Origin of the sequence: Collimonas sp. OK607 (genome assembly GCF_900111995.1) — a bacterium.
In the GTDB taxonomy this organism is placed as follows: Bacteria; Pseudomonadota; Gammaproteobacteria; order Burkholderiales; family Burkholderiaceae_D; genus Collimonas.
The window spans coordinates 42,342-60,252 of record NZ_FOKF01000006.1; the positions used below are offsets into that span (position 1 = coordinate 42,342).

Consider the following 17,911-nt stretch of genomic DNA (forward strand, 5'->3'; position numbering starts at 1 on the left):
CAATAAAATCAAATCTCTGCAGTAATAAAAAAACAACGCTAAATCTACGTAATTCAGCGCTTGTAATCACGTCAGCCGTCCCCATTTTTTTGGGACAGTATCGATTTATTATTCGATAGCGAATCACATCATGCAGCACGGGCGCCCAGCGCCCGGCATGAGCGGTCTGATCACCAAATCGGTCCGCATTTTCTGAGGCTAGCAAAAATGGAACAATTTCACGGCACCACCATTCTTTCAGTGCGACGCGGCAACAGTGTCGCCTTGGGTGGCGATGGTCAGGTAACACTCGGCAATGTCGTCATGAAGGGCACCGCCCGCAAAGTCCGCAAGCTGTACCAGGGCAAAGTACTGGTCGGTTTCGCCGGCGGCACGGCCGACGCGTTCACCTTGCTCGATCTGTTTGAGTCGAAACTGGAAAAACACCAGGGTAACCTGATGCGCGCCTCGGTCGACCTGGCCAAGGAATGGCGCACCGACCGCATGTTGCGGCGGCTGGAAGCCATGCTGTTGACGGCCGACCGCGAAACCACGCTGGTCATCACCGGTAATGGCGACGTACTGGAGCCTACCAATGGCATCGGTGCGATCGGTTCGGGCGGTACTTTCGCCCAGTCGGCAGCCACGGCGCTGCAAGAGAACACCGAGTTGTCGCCGGCGGATATCGTCAAGAAATCGCTGGTGATTGCCGGTGACCTCTGTATCTATACCAACCAGTCGCACATTATCGAAACCCTCGACTAAGATTTCATTGCAGACCTGCCCGGCAAGCCTGGGCAGGCATTTGCCTGATTCTAAAGAAGATCCGGCCCTGCATGGCTTGCGAGCTCACCTATCAAACGCGGAAAAAAACATGAACATGACTCCCCAAGAAATTGTTTCAGAACTGGATAAACATGTAGTCGGCCAGGATCGCGCCAAGCGCGCGGTGGCAATTGCGTTGCGTAACCGCTGGCGCCGGCAGCAGGTAGCCGAACCGCTGCGCCACGAAATCACGCCCAAGAATATCCTGATGATCGGACCTACCGGTGTCGGTAAGACCGAAATCGCACGACGCCTGGCCAAGCTGGCCGACGCGCCGTTCATCAAGATCGAGGCCACAAAATTCACCGAGGTCGGTTATGTCGGCCGCGACGTCGACACCATCATCCGCGACCTGATCGACATCGGCATCAAACAAACCCGCGAAGCCGAAATGCGCAAAGTCCGCACCCGTGCGGAAGATGCTGCTGAAGACCGGATTATTGACATCCTGGTGCCGCCGGCGCGCGATTTCGGCTTCCATCCTGAGCAGAGTTCCGGAGACGGTGACAGCGCTTCGGATAAAGGCAGCAATACCCGCCAGACTTTCCGCAAGCGGCTGCGCGAAGGCGTGCTCGACGATAAGGAAATCGAGATCGAGTTGTCGGAAGCGACATCGCAAATGGAAATCATGGCGCCGCCCGGCATGGAAGAAATGACCGAGCAGATCAAATCCATGTTTTCCGGCATCGGCAGCAATCGCAAGAAAAATCGCAAGATCAAGATCAAGGATGCAATGAAAGTCTTGATCGAAGAGGAAGCCGCCAAACTGGTCAACGAAGATGAGCTGAAGCAGAAAGCGATCACCAACGTCGAGCAAAACGGCATTGTGTTTCTTGATGAGATCGACAAGATCGCCACCCGTTCGCAGAACGGCGGCGCTGACGTTTCACGCGCCGGTGTGCAGCGCGACTTGCTGCCGCTGGTCGAGGGCACCACGGTCAACACCAAGTACGGCATGATCAAGACCGATCACATCCTGTTCATCGCGTCCGGCGCCTTCCATCTGGCGAAACCGTCGGATCTGATTCCGGAACTGCAAGGCCGGTTCCCGATCCGGGTCGAGCTCGATTCATTGTCGATCAGCGATTTCGAAAGAATCATGACTGGCACCGACGCCTGCCTGACCAAGCAATATGAAGCGCTGCTGGCAACCGAAGGCATCACGCTGGAATTTGCCAAAGAAGGCGTACAGCGACTCGCAGAAATCGCGTTCTCGGTCAATGAAAAAACTGAGAACATCGGCGCCCGCCGGCTGTACACGGTGATGGAAAAGCTGCTGGAAGAAATCTCGTTTTCGGCGACTAACGCCACCGATAAAACCATGGTGATCGATGCTGCTTATGTCGATGAACGCCTGGGAGCACTGGTGGTCAACGAGGATTTATCGCGTTACGTACTGTAAGGTTCGCAAGTGGGTTAGCAAGTGAGGTGCGCAAGTTTGTGCCACCTTACTTGTCCTGCACCGGCACCGCCGGTTGCTCCGGTGGTAAATCTTGATTAGGGGCGGCGGCCGGTGCCAGTATCGGCGCAGGACTGGCCATGCCCGACTTGGAGCGCACATCTTCCGGCAGCATCACACGCTTCAAGACCCCACCCTCAGACAGCAAGACATAAGTGGCATGCACTTCCTTGATGCTGGTTCCCGGCAATAACTCCTTGCCTTGTCGTACCGCCTGCGCCGGCTTGCCGTCGGCGCTCAGAATCGCCACGCTGTCCTCATCCTTTTTAGCAGCCACCACGCCCAACAGCTGGTAATTGCTGGCAACGGTAACCGTACCGCGGCCACCGAACAAACCCGCCGCCAGCGAGACATCTACCTGCGCCTGCTCCGCTTGCGGCGGCGCGGTCACCGCGCGCAGTGGTGGTTTGATCAGCTGCATCACCCAGTACGCCGTGCAGGCACACAGCAGCATGAACAGCAGCAGGCTGAGAAATTCCGGCAGGCGCTTGCTTTGCCGCTCCAGTTTTTTTGTTAATGGTAGATTCACGTTTTTCCCTGACTTTGTCCTAGCGCACCAACTGGTTGATTTCAATAATCGGCATCAGTACTGCCAGCACAATCAACAACACCACCACCCCCATCGCCAGAATCAAGGCCGGTTCCAGCAAGCCCGCAATGGTCATCGCACGCCGTTCCAGATCCTGCTCCTGGGCACTGGCGGCGCGCTCCAGCATAGCGGGCAATTCACCGGTCACTTCACCGGCCCGTATCATGTGAATCAACATCGGCGGAAAATGTTTGTTGGCCGCCAGTGCGCGCGCCAGGCCGACACCCTCACGCACGCTGGTGGCGGCAGTATCGACCTGTTGCCGCATGGCGACGTTGGACAAGGTATCGCGGCTGGTTTGCAACGCTTTCAAAATCGGCACGCCGGAGCCGGTGGTAATCGCCAGCGTGCTGGCGAAGCGCGCGGTATTCAAGCTGCGTTCGAATTTGCCATACAGCGGCGCACTCAGCAGCCAGGTATGCCAGCGCATCTTGGTGGCGGGATTTTTGAGCGCCGTGCGCCATGCGTAGAACAGCGCGATCACCGCGATCAGGACTATCCAGCCATAGTTGCGGACAAAATCGGAAGTGGCCAACATCATTACCGTCAGCATCGGCAATTTCTGCTTGGTGTTAGCGAACACGGAAACGATCTGCGGCACCACGTAGGTCAGCAGGAAGATGACGATCACAAACGCCACCACAGTCACGATCGCAGGATAAGTGAATGCCAGTTTTACCTTCTGCACCAGCGAGTTGCGCCGTTCGATGTAGTCGGCCAGTCGGGACAACACGCGCGACAACTGGCCGATCTGCTCGCCCGACGCAACCAGCGCCCGATAAATTTCGGCGAAATCGCGCGGATGCCCGGCCAGCGCGCTGGATAGCGAGGCGCCGCCCATCACATCGGATCGGATCGATGCGATCAGGTCGCGCTGGTAACTACGCTCGGATTGTTCCAGCAGCGCCGTCAACGCTTGTTCCAGCGGCAGGCTGGCTTCCAGCAAGCTGGCTAGCTGGCGCGTAAACAAGGCGATTTCTACCGTCGACAGATGTTCGCCAAAGCCGCGCCGTTTCAAGTTGCCGGCAGCATCCACCTGCTGCGCAATCGCTTCTACCGTCAGCGGCAGCAAACCTTGGGCGCGCAGGTCGGCACGCGCCATCTTGGCGCTGTCCGCATTCACCACACCCTTGGTGGTGATGCCGGCGGTATCTACCGCTTCGTAACGAAATGCTGGCACGCTGCTCCTCTACTCTTCGCTTATTCTTCAGTTACTCTTCATTCAGTTACTCTTTGGTGACGCGTAACAACTCGGCCTGGGTGGTAATGCCCTCGGCCAGCCAGCGCTCGCCATCCTGGCGCATGGTCTGCATGCCATTGCGCTGCGCCACTTGCTGTATCTCGGCTTCCGATGCCCGGTTGTGGATCTGCGCAGTAATTTCATCGGTCGTCAGCAACAACTCATAGACGCCAACCCGGCCGTGATAACCGGTATGGCCGCATTGCTCGCAACCGACCGCATGCCAGAGCTGGCCGTCGTGGCGGCGGCAATGGGTGCACAGTTTCCGGACCAGGCGCTGCGCCACCACACCCAGCAGGGACGACGACAACAGGAATGGCTCGATGCCCATGTCCAGCAAACGGGTCACCGCAGCGGCAGAATCATTGGTATGCAAAGTCGCCAGCACCAGATGGCCGGTGAGCGACGCCTGCACTGCAATCTGGGCAGTTTCGAGATCGCGGATTTCACCGATCATGATGACATCCGGATCCTGCCGCAAGATCGCCCGCAAGGCTTTGGCAAATGTCATGTCGATACGCGCATTGACCTGGGTCTGGCCGACCCCGGCCAGTTCGTACTCGATAGGATCTTCCACCGTCAGGATATTGGTGCTGCTGGTATTCAAGCGCGACAGCGCGGCGTACAGCGTGGTGGTCTTGCCGGACCCGGTCGGCCCGGTGACCAGCACGATGCCATGCGGCTGTGCGATCAGGCGATCGAACTGCGGCAACACTGTCGGACTCATGCCTAGATGCTGCAAATCGAGCCGGCCGGCTTCCTTGTCCAGCAGGCGCAGCACCGCGCGTTCGCCATGGCCGGTTGGCAATGTCGAGACCCGCACATCCACCGGCTTGCCGCCGACGCGCAAAGTGATGCGGCCATCTTGCGGCAAACGCTTTTCGGCGATATCCAGTTGCGCCATGATCTTGATACGGGAAATCAGCGAGGCATGGACGGCTTTCTTGGGCCGCACGACATCGCGCAAACTGCCGTCGATGCGGAAGCGCACCACTGAAATCTGCTCGAACGGTTCGATATGGATGTCTGAGGCGCCCTCGCGCAAAGCCTGGGTCAGCAATACATTGATCATGCGGATCACCGGCGCATCGTCGGACGACTCCAGCAAATCCTCGATCGCCGGCATGTCTTGCATCAGCTTGGCGAGGTCGAGATCGGATTCAAATTCGTCCACCACTTGCGCGGCGTCGCCGCCGGCGCCGGCGTAGGCTTTGGCAATCGCATCTTCCAGTTCGTCGCGCGACAGTTTGCGGAATTTGACGCGGCCAAAGCGGCGGCTGACTTCGGCAATGGCGCTAGGCTGGGTAGCGTCGGAGATCCACAACTCCACCGCATTGTCAGCGCCGTTGGCATCCTCGGTACGCTGTGCCAGCAACGAAAAATTGCGGGCAAAGGCGTATGGCAGCAGACGCGTGTCGGTCATTCTGGGGTCGTTCATGGCGCTCTGTCATTCACAAAGCCTGGCGCCGGTGCTGTCACCGGTTTCGGCATTGGCAACTGGGATTGCTCAGACGCTGGCTGATGCTGTGTGCCTGTGCTGTCTGACCCGTCCTGCTGCTTGCGCAGATCGATGAACGGGCCGCCATCTTCAAGCCTGGATGTGACCGATGAACCGAAATTGGTCAGAACGCTGCTGCCAGGCTGCACTTTAATCTGTTGCTTGCGCATGTAGTCATAGCGATCTACGGCTAGCAGATTGCTGGTCTCTTTGTCGCGCACAATAACCGGGCGCAAAAATATCATCAAATTGGTTTTCTCGCGGGAGCCAGACTGATATTTAAAGAAGTTACCGATAAATGGCAAATCGCCCAGCAGCGGTACTTTTTGCACGCCGTTCTGGTTGTTATCGCCAATCAAGCCACCCAAGGCGATGATCTCGCCATCGTCAATCACAACATTGGTATCCAGGGAACGTTTGGTGGTGGTCGGTCCGTTGGCAGCATTGGCCGTGTTGGCAATCACCGCTGACACCTCTTGCGAAATTTCAAGACGCACCGTGCCGCCTTCAGAAATATGCGGCTTTATCTTCAATGCGGTACCAACGTCCTTGCGATCGATGGTAGTGAACGGGCTGCTCGTACCGGCGCCGGTGGTCAGGGTCGAACCCGTGACAAATGGCACGTTTTGACCAACGATGATCTTGGCCTCTTCATTATCCAGTGTCAGCAGATTCGGCATCGACAATACATTGCTGCCGGTAGTGGAATTCAAGGCGCTGGCTAAAGCACCCAAACCGATTTTGCCGGCAATCTGGCGGAATATGCCGAGCTGCAAACCACTACCGACCGTCGGTACTGTAGCGCTGGTACCGGTATTGACAGCCTGGCCGATTGCCGTGTTGAACAGATTGTTGCCAACGATCCCGGTATTGGTGCCCGTAAATCCGGTACCGCCACCGACCCGGTAATTGCTGTTTTTATCTCCGCTCAACGCCAGCCACTGCACCCCGATCTCACTGGCTGCACTATCCGTGACTTCGACGATCAAGGCCTCCACATACACCTGGGCGCGACGGGTATCGAGCTGGTCGATGACACCGCGGATGTTGCGATAAACCGGTTCGCTGGCGGTAATGATCAGGGTATTGGTGGAGTCGTCGGCCTGGATAAAGCCGGCGGCGCCGCCGCTGCCGGACGATTGCGACGATGCATCGGAGGGCGACGACGATGGCGATGGCGACGACGGCGACGTCGAATTGCTCGAACTCAGTACCCCGCCAGTGGCTGAACCTTGCAGCATGCTGCCGGAAACGCTACTGGAACTCTTGCTGGATTGGCTGCTGGTTGAGGCCGAAGCATCCTGCGAAACAATCGCGCGCAGGGTTTTAGCCAGCTTGCCGGCATCGGCATTTTTCAGATAGACCACGTGTACATTACCGGCGTTGGCAGTCGGCTGGTCGAGCTTGGCGATCAGCGATTTGGCCAGGTTTGCACGTCCTACGGATGGCGCCCGGACCACCACCGAATTGGTTCTGGAGTCAGCCATGATCATCGTGCGCGCGCTGTCGCCGGCGCCGGGTGCGGCAGAGCCGGAGTCCAGCAATTTGCTGGCCATCACGGCGATATCGCTGGCCACCGCGTAACGCACCGGAATCACATCCAGATCGTTGACCGCCGGTACATCGAGGGCGGCTATCATTTTCCCCAGGCGCTGCAGGTTTTCGGCGTAATCGGTTACCACCAGTGTGTTATTGCCCGGGTTGGCATTGATGGTGTTGTTCGGCGAAATCAGCGGTCGCAGCACCGGCAGTATATTGGTCGCCGATTCATAGTTCAGCGAAAAGATCTGGGTTGCAATCTGATCTCCCCTGACACTGGCAGGCCGGGTCGGCGCCACTTGCAATTTGGCGTCCGCTTCCGGCACTACTTTGACAAAACCGTCGCCGCGCACCACTGCGTAACCTTGCAGCCGCAACGTCGAAGCCAGCAAATCGAAAGCCTGGGATTTAGTCAACGGCTTTTCCGATACCAGGTTGATGCTACCCTTGACGCGCGGATCGACGATGAAAGTGGTATTGGTGTACTGGCCAACGGCCTTGATCACGGATTCGATATCGGCGCCGACGAAATTCATCACGGCCTGGCCGTTCACGCCGCCAGCGGCATTGTTGCCGCTTCCGGGTGTCGGTTGCACCGGCGGCACCGGCTGCGCGGCGACCGCGGTAGCGCAGGTCAGCAGGGCGATGGCCGCAGCGCTGCGCCAGTTGCTTGTGCTTGAAAGTAGTGTGAAATACATTTTATCTTTCATGATTTGAACTCTAGTCCGATAACGTTTCTGCCATTCACCTGACGCCGTTGTCCGAGTAAACTCAGTAAAGTCGCCAACTTTTCCTCTTGTCCTGCCGCCGCTTCCGCGGTACCCGAAAACTGCAAGTGACCGTCTTGCAATTTGCCGCTACCGTTCAGCAGCATCGCCCCGTCCAGCGTCGCCAGCGTCAGGTTTGCCTGGCGGCCCTGCCAGTCAAACCGCATGCGATAACTGCCGAGCGGCTTGACCGGCGACAAGCGCGATGCCATCGCCAGCATGTCGAGCGTCATGACACCGTTTAAATCGACGCCGCCGCTGCTGGCGCGCGCCAGCGTCAATTGCTGCCAGCCCAGCTTCATCCGTCCCGCCGGCTGCAAGGTATTCAAAGGCGCGCCCAGTGCCGCCAAACGCTCAGCCGGCAAAGCCAGGCTGGACGGACTGATGACCCAGGTGCTCCAGCTGCCGCGAATGTTTACTGCGCTCGACAGTACTTCTGCATTCTCCAAGGTCGCCTCGACCCGCCCTAGTAAAACCAATGGCGACAAGCGCCAGGCAAACCGCCCCGGCAATAAAGCCGTCACCGCATCTTTGCCGCTTGGCGCGGCCCCGACAAAGGCCGAACCTCGCCACAACGAGCCTTGCGCCTCGCCCAGCGTGAGCCTGCCGCCGGTGCGACTTTCCACCAACGGCGCCAGCCACGCAGCCGGCAAAAAAGCCGCTGTCGTGATCAGCACACTCAAAAGTGCAGCCGCCGTCCACATCAATACTCTGCTCAAACCGCGCATCAACTTTCCCGCTGCTGAGCGAAGCCATTGGCGTGGCCATTGGCGAAGCCATTACTCATGCTTTTGCTGCCACAAGGTGACCGTGGCATTGACAATACCCGGTTGCGCATTGGTTCCGCCCGGTGCAGTGACATTGGCGTCGACTACTTGCCAATGTGCGGTTTTTTGCGCTTCGTCGAGCCAGTCCAGCAAGCCGGCAAACGCTACCGCCGATAACTGGACTTTCACCATGTCGCCATTGAGCACCACACTTTGCGGATTCAGCCCCTTGCTTTTCAATGCCGTCTCAACCGCCTCTTTGGTGAGTGGCGACGCTGGCCGCTCTGCCTGTTGGCCGGACAAGGAGATTGCCTTGGCGGTCAGGGCTTGCAATTCGGCGGCTTGCTGGCGTAGCGCCGGCAAGTCTTTTTGCAAGCGGGCGCGCCCGCTCAGCGCCGGATCCAGCAAGAGCAGATAAATCACGGCGATCAGGATCAATGCTCCAGCGGTAGCCAGCAAGCGTTGTTCGCGCTGATTCCTCTGCGCCCAATAGAGGCTGAGCGGCGTACTGATTTTTTGCCAGGTTTGCCGTATCGGATTACTTGTCGACGTTGCTTGCATTACTTGCGACCTCCGATTTGCCACACGCCGGTAGCCGGCTTGCTCAGCGTTAATTGGCTACTCTCCAGTGCGCTCTTGACTTGCGCTTCCGCCGCGTCGGCATCAGCGGCATTTTTCAAACGTACCAGCAAATGGTGGTCGCGATATTCGAGGCTGCTGATCGCCGTGCTGTCCGCACTCTGCGGCGATCCGGCCCAGGCGGCGCCGACGACCGCCGACAGTGCCAGGAAATCATCCGCCGCGAGCTGGCCGCCATCACGTTGTGCGGCAGCGATCTTTTGTTTGGCCTGCGCGATCGGATCGACGATCACGGTTTCTTTCGGGAAGGCCGCACGATAACTCTGCATCATGCCGGCACGCAGGCTGGCGGCTTCGTGCCGCATGCGCAACCAGTCGTAATTCAGGCTAACAATATTTACCAACAACAAAGCTGCCGCCAACCTCAGCGGCCAGCGCCAGCGGCGCCAGCTGAACTCGGTCCCGGCCGCGCTTGCCGTCAGGCCGTTCATCAAATCCATGCCACTACGGGGCAGTTCCTCTGCGCCCGTAATCCAGTGCGACCAGTCGTCGGCCAGCACCGTTGTTTTTCCTTGCCCTTGTTCGAGGTCCTGATATAGCGCCAGGCTGGATTGCGGCACATACAAGATGATTGACTGCTGCGGCAAGATGGCCGCGACGCCGTCCAGTACCTCCTGCGCCACCGACTGTCCCGAAGCAGGCGATAAAGACCAGCCTATGCCCTGCTCTGCGGAGATACGCACTGCGACATCGATATCACCGCCGTGATCGGTAATGGCGGCGACTGCCGTTTCCGGTTCGCGCAAGGGCAGGCACAGCTGGGCCGGCCACGCCTGCAGATTGCGGGCGCCCAGCGCCAGCAGGGTTTTGACCAACAACTCCAGCCAGTCTCTTTGCACCACGGCGATCAGGCGCAGCTTATTTGCAGTCTCTGCAGCACCATTGCGCTTGCGGCCGACGACGATCACGCAGTCGAAGGGATCGACCAGCAGTTGTTCTTCCACCAGATTCGGCAACGCCATTTTCAGCTTGGCGTCGGATAGCGGCGGGACCTGTAATTGCAACAGGTTGACGTCGGCAGCGGCCAGTATCAACACCACGCGAGCGGCGGCGGCGATGGTTTCGGCCAAACCGGATAGCTGCTCAACTCCCTGGCGTTCAATGCGGCCGCTATCGGCTACCAGCGCGAAGCGGCAATCGGGCATGGCGACCGTTGCCGCGCTGTCGAGCGTGGCCCGGGCGGGTAAGCGAATAAATAAGGTACTCAAAACGTGTCTTCCATTTATTGTTCTCTAATCCACACGATTTCGCTGCTGGCGCGGTTGTTGGCGGTGCGCTGTATCAAGGATACGGTATTAAGTGCAGCGCGACCCATGCGAATTTTGCCGTACACCAAAAAAAAATTGCTGGAGGGTCCTATTTTTGCCGTTGGCGAAAATGTCTTCCCCAGCCGGTTTCCCATTACGGCCTGTACAGGGGTCGTATCGCGAAATGGCGCAGTACGCCGCATCTCTACCACCGTATTGGCCTCGGGCAACGACAAGTTGTCGAAATAGGCGGCCAGTACTTCTGCTGATGCTGTATTCGCATTGATCGGGGTAGCAGCACCGGCCAAAGGCAGGATCACCACATAATCTTGTAATTTACGTACGATATCCGGCGTGAAGCCAGGTACCGACAGCAGATCGTTTACCTGCAGCATGGGCAACGTACCGCTGCCCGATTTTGCGGCAGTCTGCTGTCCGGCGGGCGCCGTGACGGGTTGACTGTCGGCGATGGCTTTTGCGGCAGCTGTAGCCAGGCCGATTGGCAGCTGTAAATAACCTAGCAGACGCTTGAAGTTTGCCACCTCATCCGGAACGGGGATGCCATTGAGACTCAGGTTATTCAGGTTATAGCGCGACTGGGCATCGATAATGCTGCCGGAAAGAATGGCGTCACCGGCGGCGTCGGCAGATTGGCCATCTTCGGCATATTGATCCAGGCGCGTGTCGGCCAAGGGAGTGGCCCACGGTTGGCCCAGGTGGTCATAGTTGAACTGCCTGGCGTTGGCGCGCAAAATCATGCTGGCCCAATCCAGCGCGCCGCGCATGATCCAGTCTCTCTGCAAATGCAGGCGCTGATTCTCAATCGAGCGCACCTGCACTTGCTGTTGCCAAAACAAACTGGCGACGATGGTTATCGCCAATGTCGTCAGCAACAAGGCCGTCACCACCGCGACTCCGCGTTGCGCGCATCGCCTCTGCAACGGTTTGCTCATGACGCCCCCAGCAGGAAAGTCTTGACCATGGTGTTATCGTGGCCGCGCAGTTGCAAAGCGACTTGCAAACCGGTCCAATGGTTGGCGTTGGTGTTGACACTGCTGGTGTCCTGGTTGCCGGTATTGGCAGCGGCTGCAGGCCGCCAGCCCTGGCCATCGCTGCCCCACAACTGCATCTGCATGCTGGCGATATCAGATTGCAACAGCACCGACTGGCTATTCGCGTTGTCATCAGCGGCATCGTCGAGGGCGCTCTGCCACATGGTATCGAGCACATTCAAGTCGCGCGTCGGCGCCGATTCCTGCCGCCTTAGCTGGCCGTTGCGCAAACGGTAATCGACTATCTGGACACGCGTCGGCTGCTGCTCGGCAAACACCAGCCGCACCATCAGCAAACGCCCCGGTGTAGCCAGCAGGGTGGGACGCGCCGACATCAGGCTGACGGGCGCGATGTGCGCACAATCGCTTTGCAGTTGCGCAAACGTCAATTGCATGCCACGCGTTTGTTCCATTTCATTAGTCAACGCGATGCGCGACCGTACAATGCCGTCAAGCCCGCGCCAGCCAAGTATCGCCACCATCGCCAGTATGGTGATGGCAATAATCATTTCGACCAGGGTAAAACCGGACGCGCCTTTTTTCAACATGCTGTTAACGCGCATTCGGCACCACCTGCGACAGGTTGACTATGCGTCGCTCCGAATTGGCGTTGTCAAATACCGATATCTCAACCCGCCGAAAGTAGGGGTTAGGCGTACCGGATACATGCTCTTCGCAATGCAATGGCAAGTCGCCTTGCGGGCAATCGAAGGAACGATTGCCGATCCCGGGCCATTCATGCCCGAGACGGATTTGCGTCAACCTGTTTTCCGCCGACCAGGTCGCCATCATGGCGGCGCGCAAGCCGCTGCTGTTTTGCGTCAGGCTGCCGACCGCCCGCAAGCTGGCGCCCAGCGCAGTGCCGACAATGACCAGCGCCACCAGCACTTCCAGCAAGGTGAAACCTGCACTTGTACTATGGCGACGAGGAAGCACACGCAGGATAGGCATTTATTCGACCGAGAAATGACCGATGCCGTCGGCGCGAATGACGACGCTGTTGTCGCCGTTGGCCAAGGTAAGCGCAAATGGTTTGTCGACCGGCTCGCGGCCAAATGTAATGCGCAGCGTATTCGGTGCTGCAGTCTCGGTCGGTGCCGGATTCATGGAAAGCTGCATTGGCGACCGGTTGAAATCACGTTGCCGCAGCATGGCGTCCTGCGCCAAAGGCTGCCAGCCGTTTTCTTCACGCACCAGGAAACGGTAGCTATTGGCGTCGGCCTCGAAAGCAGTGGGACGATTGCGCAAGATGGCTTCCTCACGCGTCAATTGCAGCAGCAACGCAATCCGTTGTGCATCGTTCTGTATTACCTGGCGATCACTATGAAAAGCGTTGAGCGAGACGGCACCCAAGGTGATGCCGGCAATGACGATCACTACCAGCAACTCCAGCAAGGTAAAACCATTGCGCGTAACGGTACCAACGGTAGCGCCTTTGAATCGGCGCAAATTGCGATGCGCCATTACAAACATTACAGATCCCACGAGCCGATGTCGGCGTCGTTGCCCTCACCACCCGGCTGACCATCGGCGCCATACGAGAATACGTCCACTTCGCCCTTGATGCCAGGCGACAGGAATTGATAAGGATTGCCCCAAGGATCTTTAGGCAGTTTGTCGATATAACCGCCGCTTTTCCAGCCATTGGCGGCCGGACCGCTGGTTGGTTTAGTGACCAGCGCCTGCAAACCTTGTTCGGTGGTCGGGTAACGCTGGTTGTCCAGCTTGTAGAGCTTGAGCGATTGCATCAAGGTGCCGATGTCCTGGCGCGCGGCTTGAATCCGCGCATCGTCGGTACGCCCCATCAGCTTGGGTACTACCAAAGCAGCCAGAATCCCCATGATCACCACCACCACCATGATTTCAATCAGTGTGAATCCGCGTTGCACCGCAAGCGTAGAGCGGCGTCGAACGGTAGGGAACATTGTGCTATGCATTTCTTTCCTTATCAAAAAAACCATGAGCATGTTTGGAAAGGGCGATTATATGCCGCATTCCTTGCTTACAAGCATGAGAAATACACAAAGTCACACTTAATTTTGTTTGACGCATCTATCCAGGTTTTGTCACTGGTTTGACACAAAGAAATGATACTACTTCAAACACGCGACGGCATTGCATCGTCGTGCTTAATTCGTAAAATAACTAGTCGTACAGCTAGTAATACAGCAAGTAAACACCAGATAAACAGCAGTGGCTTGTCTGACGATTCAGGCCGCTTCTTCACGCGGATTGCGCGATAACAGCAGTTCCATCACCGTCCGCAACGAATCGCCATCGAACAAGACCCCGGCCACCGCGTTAGTGATCGGCATCTCGACCCCGCACTCCTGCGCCAAGGCACGCACAGCAGCGGCACAACGCACACCTTCGGCGACATGCCCAAGTTCGGTCACGATGGATGCCAGCGGTTTGCCTTGCGCCAGGCCTAGCCCTACCCTGCGATTGCGCGACAGATCACCGGTACAGGTCAGAATCAAATCGCCAACGCCGGACAAACCCATGAAGGTTTCAGTGCGGCCGCCGAGAGCGACGCCAAGCCGTGTAATTTCTGCCAGGCCGCGGGTAATCAAGGCAGCCCGCGCATTCAAGCCAAGGCCAAGGCCGTCGGCGACGCCGGTGGCAATCGCCAGGATATTCTTGACCGCACCGCCGACTTCGACGCCGACCAGGTCGTCAGTGGAATAAACTCTGATATTGCCGCCGTGAACCGCCGCCACCACCTGCTCGCACAATCCCGCATGGACACTCGCCACCGACAAGGCGCAAGGCAAGCCGCGCGCGACTTCCTGCGCAAAAGACGGACCGGACAGCGCCGCTGCCGGAATCGCATCGCCCAGCACCTGACGCACAATTTGATGCGGCAGCAAACGGGTGCTTTCTTCAAAGCCCTTGCACAGCCAAACGATATTCGGGATAGGAAAAGCCTGCAACTGTTGTGCCAGTTCGCGCAAACCCGCAACTGACGAAGCGACGATCAGCAATGCTTCGCTCTGGCTCGCCTTGGCATCGGTAGTCACATGCGCGATTGCCTGCGCAAAATCGGCGCTGACAGTCAACGTGTCCGGCAAGGTAAAACCGGGGAGATACGCGGCATTTTCGCGCTGTGCGGCTGCCGCAGCCATGGTGTCCGGGTTACGTCCCCATAGCAGCACATTGTGGCGCTGGGCCAATGCAATCGCCAGCGCGGTACCCCAGGCGCCGGCTCCGAGTACGGTAATGCTCATGGGTGAATGCATGGATGGGATGGTGGATTCAGGAGGCACGGGCGGCTACCAAACGTGTGGAAAACGAGTAAAAAAAAATCGGCGAGACACAAAACCTGGTCACCCCCTTAGTCGCCCCATACTTCAGTCGCCTTCACATAGCCGGTCTGGCCATCGCGATGACGTACCTTGGCCCAGCCGGACGCCACCGGATCAACCAATTCCAGCAACACACCCTTGTCGGCAGTAAATGCGACGGCTGCTGCATCGTCCGGATTAGCCCGGATCTTGGCGTTGGCGACGCTGACTTGCAGATTACGCTTGGCGACCAGCCCTTTGGACTGCAGCCACGACAAATCACCGCTGGCGTCACGCACCTTGGTCCATTCGCCGTAAGTCAACACTACTTCGACCGGCATGCCACGCGGGGCAACTGCTACCCGCCGGCCTTTTTCAGATGGCGCATCGTATAGCACCACCGGCGCCGCACCGACCGACTTGAAGTCAAGTGCATGGGCAGAACCGGCGACACCGAGCAAGCTTGCCAGCAACAAAGCGGTAGAGCCCGCTACGCGTGCAAAATTCATCTATTGCTCTCCAGTTGCGGTAAAACGTCCAGGGTGGGCAGCGCCGCTCATGCCCGCCGCCATTTATTTGACGCCAGGCAAGGCAAAACACCGTCGATCCACCCTGCTTGCTGTGCGAAATTAATTAATCGCTGTAGTACCGTCAACCGCGATGCTATCGCCACTGCCCTTTTGCGCTTGCTCGGCCAGTGCTTGCAGACGTTGTTGGTAGAACACTTCAAAGTTGATTTCGGCCAGGTGAATCGGCGGGAAACCAGCACGAGTGATAGCGTCTGCCAGATTGGCGCGCAGATAAGGATAAACGATGTTCGGGCAGCCGATGCCGAGCAATGGATCCAGTTGTTCGGTCGGGATGTTGCGCAACTCGAAAATACCGGCTTGCTTGCCTTCAACCAGGAACGCTACCTTGTCTTTCACCTTGGCAGTGACGGTAACCGTAACGGTCGACTCGAAAATGCCTTCAGCCAGCGCTTCAGCGCCGACATCTACCGCTACTTCGATTTGCGGAGCATCTTGCTCGAGGAAAATGGCCGGCGAATTCGGTTGCTCAAGCGACAAATCTTTCAGGTAAACGCGTTGAATCTGGAACACCGGTTGTGGTTGTTCAACTTGTTGATTCTCTTCAGCCATGACACTCTTTCAGTTAATTTAAATTAGCCAGATAACAAACACTGCCATCTGGCCGGTTCTTAAAGTCGCTAGGACAGTCTGCAACAATACCTGAATCGCCGGCAAATTGACGAAAATCCGTTGCCGAGAATTAGTTGCTGAAATCCGGCGGCCGAAAATCAGACGTTTTTCAGATGCTTATCAGACGCTTCTTAGCAGGGGCTCAAGCTTGCCATCACGATCGAGCGCATGCAAGTCGTCAAAGCCGCCGACATGGGTTTCGCCGATATAAATTTGCGGCACCGTGCGGCGTCCGGTCTTTTGCATCATCGTGTCGCGCTGTGCCGGATCGAGATCAATCCGGATTTTTTCGATATTTTCCACGCCTTTTGCCCTCAGCAATTGCTCGGCGCGAATGCAATACGGGCACACTGCGGTGCTATACATTACTACTTGGGCAGTCATGATTGTTCCTTGTACTTTCCTTCTGCTGGCCGGATCCTGCGATGGATCCCGGCTGCATTATTTGACGGTAGGCAAACCCTGAGTCTGCCAGGCGGCGATACCGCCTTCCAGGTTATAGGCCTGGGTGAAACCGGCCTGCGCCAGTTGCGCAACGGCCTTGGCCGACTGGTTGCCGGTCTGGCACACTACCAACACGTTCTTTGCTTTAAACTTGTCCAGTTCAGCAATGCGTTGCGGCAAGTCTTTCAAGGGAATATTTTTGGCATCGATCAGGTGAGCTGCGGCGAAAGCAACGCTGTCACGGACATCCAGCACCAGCGTTTTACCCTGGTTGATCAGCTGGGTAGCCTGCAAGGTGGAGACCCGGTTACCGCGTTTTTGCAACAAAGGCAGCAACAGCGCGCCACCTGACAAAATTGCTACTGCAAGCAGAAAAATGTTATCAATCAAGAATTTCACAGTGATCCAATGGTATTAGTTAATCCCGCCATTATAAAATAGAAGCTGAGGCGCCATTCAATTCGTATCAGGTCCCGGTTTAAAAACCTTAAAGCCTTTGCGCTCCGCGCTTGCTTTATATACACAGTCGCCTACATGGGGCGCCCTTAGTTGAATTCCAATGGCGGACAACAGATTTCTTACTCTTAGCAAATAGCAAATATACCATGTACAAAATCGTACTTATGCGCCACGGCGAATCCACCTGGAACCTGGCAAACCGCTTCACCGGCTGGGTCGATGTCGACCTGACCGAAAAAGGCGTGGCCGAAGCCCGTCAGGCCGGCCAGCTCCTGCAACAAGCCGGCTTCACTTTCGACCTGGCTTACACTTCCGTATTGAAGCGCGCCATCCGTACCCTGTGGGGCACGCTCGACGAAATGGACCTGATGTGGCTGCCGGTCCGGCACCACTGGCGTCTCAACGAACGTCACTATGGCGCGCTGCAAGGCTTGAACAAGGCGGAAACGGCTGCCAAATACGGCGACGAACAGGTCATGGTGTGGCGTCGCAGCTACGACACGCCGCCGATGCCGCTGGATGCAGACGATCCGCGCACTTCCTATAACGATCCGCGCTATGCCGGCTTGAAGCGCGAAGAAATCCCGCTGACCGAATGCCTGAAAGATACGGTAGCGCGTGTGTTGCCATTTTGGAATGATGAAATCGCCCCGGCCATCCGTAGCGGCAAGCGCATCATCATCTCGGCCCACGGCAATAGCTTGCGCGCCCTGATCAAAATGCTGGACGGCATCAGCGACCAGGATATCGTCGGCCTCAACATTCCCAATGGCCAGCCGCTGGTCTACGAACTGGACGCCGATCTGAAGCCGATCAAGAGCTACTACCTTGGCGACCAGGCAGCGATAGCAGCGGCAATGAACGCCGTCGCCAGCCAGGGGAAAGCGAAATAAATATCTCGCTGGGTAGGCTCCTGAAGCTCCT

General features: G+C 57.5%; 20 protein-coding genes. 3 read left to right on the forward strand and 17 right to left on the reverse strand.

All coding sequences use genetic code 11. The features are described from left to right. The first annotated feature begins 207 nt into the window (after positions 1–207). Entirely contained in the window at positions 208–744 is a 537-nt protein-coding gene (gene hslV, locus BM029_RS06220; protein WP_092433656.1) for an ATP-dependent protease subunit HslV, read from the forward strand. Positions 745–853: 109 nt separating this feature from the next. Then, complete coding sequence (gene hslU, locus BM029_RS06225; RefSeq protein WP_092433659.1) at positions 854–2,206, forward strand: ATP-dependent protease ATPase subunit HslU; 1,353 nt, start codon at positions 854–856, stop codon at positions 2,204–2,206. A gap of 46 nt (positions 2,207–2,252) precedes the next feature. Here hslU and BM029_RS06230 read toward each other — a convergent pair whose 3' ends face one another. The 17 genes from BM029_RS06230 to BM029_RS06310 all read right to left on the reverse strand — a co-directional run bounded on the left by BM029_RS06230 (position 2,253) and on the right by BM029_RS06310 (position 16,927). After that, entirely contained in the window at positions 2,253–2,792 is a 540-nt protein-coding gene (locus tag BM029_RS06230; RefSeq protein ID WP_092433661.1) for a type II secretion system protein N, read from the reverse strand. A 19-nt stretch (positions 2,793–2,811) separates the two neighbouring features. Next, positions 2,812–4,032: a type II secretion system inner membrane protein GspF gene (gene gspF, locus BM029_RS06235; protein WP_092433663.1), complete on the reverse strand. Its 1,221-nt coding sequence runs from the start codon at positions 4,030–4,032 to the stop codon at positions 2,812–2,814. 46 nt (positions 4,033–4,078) lie between these two features. Then, complete coding sequence (gene gspE / locus BM029_RS06240) at positions 4,079–5,530, reverse strand: type II secretion system ATPase GspE (RefSeq protein WP_170851002.1); 1,452 nt, start codon at positions 5,528–5,530, stop codon at positions 4,079–4,081. Continuing rightward, the gene (gene gspD, locus BM029_RS06245) at positions 5,527–7,839 is read right to left on the reverse strand and encodes a type II secretion system secretin GspD (RefSeq protein ID WP_092433669.1); all 2,313 of its coding nucleotides are present in this window, start codon (positions 7,837–7,839) and stop codon (positions 5,527–5,529) included. Before gspD ends, gspE begins: the two co-directional genes overlap by 4 nt. Continuing rightward, positions 7,836–8,615: a type II secretion system protein N gene (locus BM029_RS06250; RefSeq protein WP_371329088.1), complete on the reverse strand. Its 780-nt coding sequence runs from the start codon at positions 8,613–8,615 to the stop codon at positions 7,836–7,838. The genes gspD and BM029_RS06250 overlap by 4 nt, the downstream gene beginning before the upstream one ends. Before the next feature lie 60 nt (positions 8,616–8,675). Next, entirely contained in the window at positions 8,676–9,224 is a 549-nt protein-coding gene (gene gspM, locus BM029_RS06255; protein WP_092433675.1) for a type II secretion system protein GspM, read from the reverse strand. Continuing rightward, positions 9,224–10,510, reverse strand: coding sequence for a type II secretion system protein GspL (gspL, locus tag BM029_RS06260; RefSeq protein ID WP_244544935.1), 1,287 nt, complete (start codon positions 10,508–10,510; stop codon positions 9,224–9,226). Before gspL ends, gspM begins: the two co-directional genes overlap by 1 nt. Before the next feature lie 14 nt (positions 10,511–10,524). Continuing rightward, complete coding sequence (gene gspK / locus BM029_RS06265) at positions 10,525–11,502, reverse strand: type II secretion system minor pseudopilin GspK (protein ID WP_092433679.1); 978 nt, start codon at positions 11,500–11,502, stop codon at positions 10,525–10,527. Continuing rightward, positions 11,499–12,164 (reverse strand): PulJ/GspJ family protein, encoded by a 666-nt coding sequence (locus tag BM029_RS06270; RefSeq protein WP_092433681.1) that lies wholly within the window; start codon positions 12,162–12,164, stop codon positions 11,499–11,501. Before BM029_RS06270 ends, gspK begins: the two co-directional genes overlap by 4 nt. Then, a complete protein-coding gene (gene gspI / locus BM029_RS06275; RefSeq protein WP_092433683.1) occupies positions 12,154–12,552 on the reverse strand; it encodes a type II secretion system minor pseudopilin GspI in 399 nt (132 codons plus the stop codon). The genes BM029_RS06270 and gspI overlap by 11 nt, the downstream gene beginning before the upstream one ends. Further along, positions 12,553–13,065 (reverse strand): GspH/FimT family pseudopilin, encoded by a 513-nt coding sequence (locus BM029_RS06280; protein ID WP_092433856.1) that lies wholly within the window; start codon positions 13,063–13,065, stop codon positions 12,553–12,555. Positions 13,066–13,073: 8 nt separating this feature from the next. Further along, positions 13,074–13,538: a type II secretion system major pseudopilin GspG gene (gspG, locus tag BM029_RS06285; RefSeq protein ID WP_170851004.1), complete on the reverse strand. Its 465-nt coding sequence runs from the start codon at positions 13,536–13,538 to the stop codon at positions 13,074–13,076. A 273-nt stretch (positions 13,539–13,811) separates the two neighbouring features. Continuing rightward, positions 13,812–14,828, reverse strand: a complete 1,017-nt coding sequence (locus BM029_RS06290) for an NAD(P)H-dependent glycerol-3-phosphate dehydrogenase (protein WP_092433686.1) — start codon at positions 14,826–14,828, stop codon at positions 13,812–13,814. Positions 14,829–14,935: 107 nt separating this feature from the next. Continuing rightward, positions 14,936–15,394 carry an SH3 domain-containing protein gene (locus BM029_RS06295; RefSeq protein ID WP_092433687.1) on the reverse strand — a complete coding sequence of 153 codons (459 nt, stop codon included), beginning with the start codon at positions 15,392–15,394 and terminating at the stop codon, positions 14,936–14,938. 120 nt (positions 15,395–15,514) lie between these two features. Continuing rightward, on the reverse strand, positions 15,515–16,024 hold the full coding sequence (gene secB, locus BM029_RS06300; RefSeq protein ID WP_092433689.1) for a protein-export chaperone SecB: 510 nt from the start codon (positions 16,022–16,024) through the stop codon (positions 15,515–15,517). Between the two features lie 180 nt (positions 16,025–16,204). Continuing rightward, positions 16,205–16,468 carry a glutaredoxin 3 gene (grxC, locus tag BM029_RS06305; protein WP_092433691.1) on the reverse strand — a complete coding sequence of 88 codons (264 nt, stop codon included), beginning with the start codon at positions 16,466–16,468 and terminating at the stop codon, positions 16,205–16,207. 57 nt (positions 16,469–16,525) lie between these two features. Next, entirely contained in the window at positions 16,526–16,927 is a 402-nt protein-coding gene (locus tag BM029_RS06310) for a rhodanese-like domain-containing protein (RefSeq protein ID WP_092433694.1), read from the reverse strand. 206 nt (positions 16,928–17,133) lie between these two features. Here BM029_RS06310 and gpmA point away from each other — a divergent pair, with 206 nt between their 5' ends. Then, positions 17,134–17,880, forward strand: coding sequence for a 2,3-diphosphoglycerate-dependent phosphoglycerate mutase (gene gpmA / locus BM029_RS06315; RefSeq protein WP_092413868.1), 747 nt, complete (start codon positions 17,134–17,136; stop codon positions 17,878–17,880). Positions 17,881–17,911: the final 31 nt, after the last annotated feature.

Bases quoted from the DNA above. Each gene is read 5' to 3' on its own strand.
- BM029_RS06295 (WP_092433687.1), bottom strand. From the start codon at position 15,394: ATGAATTTTGCACGCGTAGCGGGCTCTACCGCTTTGTTGCTGGCAAGC.
- BM029_RS06280 (WP_092433856.1), bottom strand. From the start codon at position 13,065: ATGGCGCATCGCAATTTGCGCCGATTCAAAGGCGCTACCGTTGGTACC.
- gpmA (WP_092413868.1), top strand. From the start codon at position 17,134: ATGTACAAAATCGTACTTATGCGCCACGGCGAATCCACCTGGAACCTG.
- gspD (WP_092433669.1), bottom strand. From the start codon at position 7,839: ATGAAAGATAAAATGTATTTCACACTACTTTCAAGCACAAGCAACTGG.
- hslV (WP_092433656.1), top strand. From the start codon at position 208: ATGGAACAATTTCACGGCACCACCATTCTTTCAGTGCGACGCGGCAAC.
- gspK (WP_092433679.1), bottom strand. From the start codon at position 11,502: ATGAGCAAACCGTTGCAGAGGCGATGCGCGCAACGCGGAGTCGCGGTG.
- gspG (WP_170851004.1), bottom strand. From the start codon at position 13,538: ATGCATAGCACAATGTTCCCTACCGTTCGACGCCGCTCTACGCTTGCG.
- gspI (WP_092433683.1), bottom strand. From the start codon at position 12,552: ATGCCTATCCTGCGTGTGCTTCCTCGTCGCCATAGTACAAGTGCAGGT.
- BM029_RS06270 (WP_092433681.1), bottom strand. From the start codon at position 12,164: ATGCGCGTTAACAGCATGTTGAAAAAAGGCGCGTCCGGTTTTACCCTG.
- gspM (WP_092433675.1), bottom strand. From the start codon at position 9,224: ATGCAAGCAACGTCGACAAGTAATCCGATACGGCAAACCTGGCAAAAA.
- gspE (WP_170851002.1), bottom strand. From the start codon at position 5,530: ATGAACGACCCCAGAATGACCGACACGCGTCTGCTGCCATACGCCTTT.
- secB (WP_092433689.1), bottom strand. From the start codon at position 16,024: ATGGCTGAAGAGAATCAACAAGTTGAACAACCACAACCGGTGTTCCAG.
- grxC (WP_092433691.1), bottom strand. From the start codon at position 16,468: ATGACTGCCCAAGTAGTAATGTATAGCACCGCAGTGTGCCCGTATTGC.
- BM029_RS06290 (WP_092433686.1), bottom strand. From the start codon at position 14,828: ATGAGCATTACCGTACTCGGAGCCGGCGCCTGGGGTACCGCGCTGGCG.
- hslU (WP_092433659.1), top strand. From the start codon at position 854: ATGAACATGACTCCCCAAGAAATTGTTTCAGAACTGGATAAACATGTA.